This window comes from Nostoc sp. NMS7 (assembly GCF_017115085.1).
Lineage (GTDB): Bacteria > Cyanobacteriota > Cyanobacteriia > Cyanobacteriales > Nostocaceae > Nostoc.
Genome location: NZ_JABXKJ010000071.1, coordinates 1 through 5,334, shown reverse-complemented (window position 1 = coordinate 5,334; position 5,334 = coordinate 1). Strand labels below are relative to the sequence as shown.

At 40.4% G+C, this 5,334-nt stretch carries 3 protein-coding genes; 2 read left to right on the top strand and 1 reads right to left on the bottom strand.

What is annotated here, in order from left to right:
- Positions 1-381 precede the first annotated feature (381 nt).
- Positions 382-2,607 carry a peptidase domain-containing ABC transporter gene (locus tag HWQ38_RS06400; protein WP_292791256.1) on the top strand — a complete coding sequence of 742 codons (2,226 nt, stop codon included), beginning with the start codon at positions 382-384 and terminating at the stop codon, positions 2,605-2,607.
- Positions 2,608-2,778: 171 nt separating this feature from the next.
- A complete protein-coding gene (locus HWQ38_RS06395) occupies positions 2,779-4,284 on the top strand; it encodes an HlyD family efflux transporter periplasmic adaptor subunit (protein WP_292791254.1) in 1,506 nt (501 codons plus the stop codon).
- Between the two features lie 362 nt (positions 4,285-4,646).
- On the opposite strand, the gene HWQ38_RS06390 is transcribed toward HWQ38_RS06395, so the two are convergent.
- Positions 4,647-4,913 (bottom strand): hypothetical protein, encoded by a 267-nt coding sequence (locus HWQ38_RS06390; RefSeq protein ID WP_292791251.1) that lies wholly within the window; start codon positions 4,911-4,913, stop codon positions 4,647-4,649.
- Positions 4,914-5,334: the final 421 nt, after the last annotated feature.

Genomic DNA, 5,334 nt, shown 5'->3' with positions numbered 1-5,334 from the left:
TAAGAGCTTGCTGTAACTGAGTAACTTGTTCTGAAGTTAAAAAATTTTTGGCTGGTGGTGGCATAGTTACTTTCAATCGGCTCTGCATTTATATTATGCAGCTTAAATGCCGATTAGCTTATAAAGCAAGCGGAATGACTTTTTAGCACCTCACCCAAGTTGTCAAAAATGGGAGCATCTCAATGAATCTAAAAAGCCTTGTAAAACCTCACCCCAACCCTCTCCGTGGGTTCAAAGAGGGAGCAAGAGTCTTATTTCTCATCTGGTATATTTGCTTTCACTGAGATGGTCCCTCAAAAATCTGATCTAACAGGCCAAACGCTCAATAAAGTTGGGTTAAATCACCCGACTTTATTTTCTCCCCAATAATTGCACTTGAAAATGAAATACCAAATAGTCCTCCAACAGACTGAAGAAGACTGTGGTGCAGCGAGTCTTGCCACGATTGCCAAACACTACGGACGCACATTTGCCCTCAACCGCGTGCGGGAAGCTGTAGGCACTGGTTCCAGAGGAACATCCCTGCTGGGATTAAGTCGGGGTGCAGAAGTGCTAGGATTCAATGCTCGCCAAGTTAAAGCTAACCCGCAAATAATCAATCAATTACACCAAATATCCCTACCAGCCATTATCCACTGGAAAGGCTACCACTGGGTAGTATTATACGGACAAAAAGGCAAAAAATATGTCATTGCTGACCCTGGTATTGGTATCCGTTATCTTACCCGTCAAGAATTAATGGCAGGTTGGGGTAATGGCGTGATGTTATTGCTAACTCCAGACGACAGCCGCTTTTCTCAACAAGAATCAGATAAAATTGGCGGTTTGGGAAGATACCTGCAACGGGTTTGGCCTTATCGCTCTATTCTCGCTCAAGCGATCGCTATTAACATCGCTATTGGATTGCTTTCTCTGACATCTCCCTTCATGATGCAACTCCTCACTGATGATGTGTTAGTACGAGGTGATACCCAACTACTAACCACCGTCGCTATTGGCGTTATCGCCATGAACTTAATTAGAAGCGCTATTAGTTTAGTACAATCTCATCTCATCGGTCACTTTGGTCAAAGATTGCAATTAGGACTAATCCTAGAATACGGACGCAAACTCTTACATTTACCCCTCTCCTACTTTGAAGGACGACGCAGTGGGGAAGTTGTCAGCCGTATTTCTGATGTCAAAGCCATTAATAACTTAGTTTCCCAAATTGTCCTCGGATTACCCAGTCAATTTTTTATCGCTGTAATTTCCTTGGGCTTTATGCTCTTTTACAGTTGGGAACTAACTCTAGTTTCCATAGTTGCATTTATTATAATCACGGCTGTTAACTTGCTTTTCTTACCCGCAATGCGCCAGAAAACCCGCAATCTGATTGTTTCTGGTACAGAGAACCAAGGCTTTTTGGTGGAAACATTTCGCGGTGTGCAAGTATTAAAAACTACCCAAGCCACTCCTCAAGCTTGGTCAGAATATCAAGGGAATTATGGTCGCCTTGCTAACCTGGGCTGGGGTCTGATGAAGCTGGAACTTTATAGCAGTACACTTACTGGCATTCTTTCCACTTTCATTAGTATTGGCATCCTTTGGATGGGTAGCTATTTAGTAATTAATCGCACCTTAACAATTGGTCAATTGATTGCATATAACGGCATGAGTGGCAATTTTCTAGGCTTCTTAAGTGCTGCGATCGCCTTAGTAGATGAGTTTATCACTGCCCAGATAGTCATTCAACGGATGACAGAAGTTATTGATGCTACCCCAGAATCCGAAAATGATTTCAAAAAGCCTTGGGCACAAATTCCTGGTAATGCAGATATTACTTGCACTGAACTTAACTTTCATCACCCAGGTAGAGTTGACCTACTACAAGATTTTTCTTTAACTATTCCTGGCGGTCAAGTCATTGCTTTAATTGGTAGATCTGGCTGTGGTAAAAGTACCCTGGCGAAATTGATTACTGGTTTATATAAACTTCAGTCTGGCAATATTCGTTATGGTTTCTATAATCAGCAAAACCTGTCTTTAGAATGTCTGCGACAACAGGTGGTATTAGTTCCCCAAGAACCCCACTTCTGGAGTCGTTCTATTATTGATAACTTCTATTTTAGCTATCCTCAGATCAGTTTTGAAGAAATTGTCAGAGCTTGTCAAATTGCTGGCGCAGATGAATTTATTAGCAAATTACCCGATAAATATCAAACTGTGTTAGGAGAATTTGGTGCAAATCTCTCCGGTGGACAACGCCAAAGATTAGCGATCGCCAGAGCAATAGTTACTGACCCACCGATCTTAATTTTAGATGAATCCACGGGCGCACTCGACCCTGTAAGCGAAAGACAAGTACTAGATAGACTTTTATCTCATCGTCATCATAAAACGACTATTCTGATTAGTCACCGTCCCAAGGTCATACAAAGAGCAGATTTAATTGTACTTTTAGAACAAGGACGCTTAAAAATCCAAGGTACACCAGAAGAATTGCGGAAATTACCCGGTGAACATTTAGATTTCCTAGATGATATTTTCCCCTCTCAGGATGCGTTGACGCTGACATCTTCCTCGGCTCATCGTAATGGTAAGTCTGCAATAATTCGTAATTCGTAATGACGCTCTCTACGAGACGCTAAAAGCGAACGATGACTCGCTAACGCTGCGCTAACGTAATTGCTAATTTTCTTGATTTTGGCTTCTGAATTATTCTTCAATAATTCGTAATTTTCTTAATTCTGACTCCTGAATTCTGACTTCTCACTTCTTCTTCAATCATATTACATCATGGTTAGCAATACAGATTTTCTACCCCCAATTCAAACTAATGAATTTCTCCCACCAATTAATCGTTGGACAACCTTTGGTGGAATGTTTATTCTCTGCGTTTTAGGACTATTTGTTCCAGTTGCTGCTGTTATTAAATATAAGGTTACAGTCCAAGGACAGGCGGTTGTGCGTCCGGCGGGTGAATTGCGAATTGTGCAAGCGGCGATTGAAGGTCAAGTAATGCAGATTTATGTCAAAGAAAATCAAGTTGTCAAAAAAGGAGATGCGATCGCAACTATTGACGACTCCTGTCTGCAAACCAAAAATAGCCAATTGCAAACTAGTATTCAACAATCTAAGTTACAACTAGTGCAAATCAATGCCCAGATTAATGCCCTCAATAGCCAGATTCGAGCCGAAACTGACCGCGTAAACCGGATTATTACTGGTGCCCAAGCCGAATTGAGCGGTCGCCGTCGGGAATATCGAGATAAAAATCTTACCACTGTTTCCGAACTCCAAGAAGCTGATGCCAACGTCAGAATTGCTGAATCAGAATTGCAGGCTGGGAAAGCACAGTTAAAAACAGCACAAGCGAATCTCCATGCTACTGAAGCTGCCTTGGGTGTAGCCCAGTCAAAACAGAACCGATATGAGAGTGCAGCCACCCAAGGGGCGCTATCTAAGGATCAATTAGAAGAAGCACAATTATCTGCCAAACAGCAAGAGCAAGCGGTAAAGGCGCAACAAGCAGCAGTGGAGGCGCAAACAGAAACAATTCAACGGTTACAACAAGCTATATCTGCTGCCATTGCGAGAAGACAACGTACCCAAGCATCCGTAAATCCAAGTAATGCACAAGTGACTGTTGCTACTGAACGCATCGCTCAAGAAAAAGCTGGAGGAGAAAGCAACAAGGCGACTTCAGAAAAGGAACGTCAAGCCCTAATTAAGCAACGGATTGAAATTGAGAAGCAGCTAGAGCGTGATACTAGCGAACTCAAACAAGGGGAAATAAATTTAGCTCAAACCACGATCGCCGCTACCGCCGATGGGATAATCTCCCAACTCAATTTGCGAAACCCAGGCCAAAGTGTGCGTCCTGGCGAGGAACTGGTGCAAATTGTCCCCACTGATGCGCCTCAGGTTTTGAAAGCAGCAGTGGCATCTGAAAATCAAAGTAAGTTAAAAATTGGTCAAAAAGTCCAAATGCGGGTCAGCGCTTGTCCTTACCCGGATTATGGTACTCTCAATGGGAAGGTGCTGGCGATTTCTCCAGATGCGATCGCTCCTCAAAATAATGGCACAAATGCATCTATGTCGAATGGGAATACTAGTCCGAAAGCTACTGCGCCTGGTGCTTTCTATGAAGTGACTATTGAACCGGAAACTCTGGTTTTAGGTAAAGGGAAAAACCAGTGTCACATTCAATTGGGCATGGAGGGTAGGGCTGATATTATTTCCCGTGAAGAAACGGTGCTGCAATTCTTTCTCCGTAAGGCAAGGTTGATGAGTGATTTGTAACTTTTTCTTTTGGGAAGCATTACCTAACGTAAAGTTTTAAAAATTTCACTCTCCTCTAGTCAAAATATCTGCTGAAATTAATAACTATTTTATCTTGATAGCTACGCTTTTTACTTAATTTTTCTCCCTACCTAAATTTGAATTGATGATGTATCAAAAAAAATGTCTTACATGACCTCATGTAAGACATTTTTTATTGCTTGTGAGAAATCCGGGTGAGCAAGGCAAACAGCCGTTCCCCCCTAAGATAGAATGATGTTGTGTGGTAATTTTTATTCTAGAAATCACCTAAAATCGTAGATGCGAAAACAAGATGATTTTCGACCCTTTTTTATGGTGGGCTGTACTTAGTGCCATTCGACTCAACCTTTTTGAACTCGGTGTTCAAACTCCTCACGGGTTTCTTCAACTATAACCAGAGAAGATGCATAGATATCTTCATGTTCCTGTTTCAACCAGTTTAAAAGACGAGCCATCTGGGCATTTCTTAAATCTAGGTCGGTCTGAAAAATAATTGAAGTTGCCATCACTTGAGCATATTGAAGTGGATGACCTTGATTTACTAAACTAGCAATTAAGCCTGCTAATGCTTCCTGCCGTATTTGATCAGAAGTAGCTTCTATAGACATGATTTTTGTTCCTAGATAATTGTTGAGAATATCCTATGTTATTTACCAAAGGTTTTAGTAACTGTAATATCACGTAATTTGAAAAAGATGGATAAAAATAGCAGTGTATTTACTTAATAAATTATTTTAAAGTATAGTCACACATCAAAAAAATATATTTTTTGAAATATTTAAAAGTCTAGCAACAATCAAAATAAAATACATTAAATATTACAAAATAAACAGAATCTGATATTAAAGCTTACATTTTTATTTAAGTCCTATATAAAATCAGCATAAGTTCAACATTAAAGCTATCAATTGCTTTTGACTACTTGTTTTTCTGAGATTTTTTATACAAACAAACTCTTTACATTTATCAAAACGTATGTTTAATTTGATTCAGTAGAGAGCAAAGGCAAATGCCTAGCTAAATACTAAA

Bases quoted from the DNA above. Each gene is read 5' to 3' on its own strand.
- HWQ38_RS06400 (WP_292791256.1), top strand. From the start codon at position 382: ATGAAATACCAAATAGTCCTCCAACAGACTGAAGAAGACTGTGGTGCA.
- HWQ38_RS06395 (WP_292791254.1), top strand. From the start codon at position 2,779: ATGGTTAGCAATACAGATTTTCTACCCCCAATTCAAACTAATGAATTT.
- HWQ38_RS06390 (WP_292791251.1), bottom strand. From the start codon at position 4,913: ATGTCTATAGAAGCTACTTCTGATCAAATACGGCAGGAAGCATTAGCA.